This window comes from Mesorhizobium sp. M0040 (genome assembly GCF_040323505.1).
Lineage (GTDB): Bacteria > Pseudomonadota > Alphaproteobacteria > Rhizobiales > Rhizobiaceae > Mesorhizobium.
On sequence record NZ_JAMYVA010000160.1, the window covers coordinates 1 to 516 of the forward strand.

A 516-nucleotide genomic window follows, 5' to 3' on the forward strand; every position below is an offset into this window, starting at 1 on the left:
TGATTGGAAAGGTCGTTACGTCTACCAGTAAGCAGGACATCGTGGCGGACTTGAGGGCTTTTGTTAAGACGAACACACAAGGGCTTCCTTTGTTTAATCGGAAGTGGGTGGCGTAGTAGGCGTAAGGCGGGACTGTCAGGAATTCCGTGTGCGGGCGGGCGGTTGAACATTGCGCCGCCATTGCCCGGATGAAGCGCTCGCCGAAGATGACGGCGAACTGAGCCTTGGCCTGCGCAACCGGACAGATGGTCGACATTATGGACCGGGCACATGGTTGACTCCCGTCGGGGCATTTTCCACTCTTTCTCGGATCGGTTCAAGATCAGACAGAGCAGCTTGGTCGCCGCCCTGGGGTAATGGCCCCTGGCCCTGACAGCCCGTCGAGTTTCGAGTTCAACGCTTCTATTCAGTTCGTAACCGGTATGATCATGACGGTGCCATCCGATCCCCGCTGGAGATGAGCGATTTTCGGCGTATGGTGCGACCATCCGGGACAGGGGCACCGGGAGCACGCCA

At 57.9% G+C, this 516-nt stretch carries 1 pseudogene; it reads right to left on the bottom strand.

From position 1 onward, the window contains the following. Positions 1 to 172: 172 nt before the first annotated feature. A pseudogene (locus tag NKJ91_RS33775) lies at positions 173 to 406 on the bottom strand (transposase); the annotation flags it as partial. Between the last annotated feature and the right edge of the window lie 110 nt (positions 407 to 516).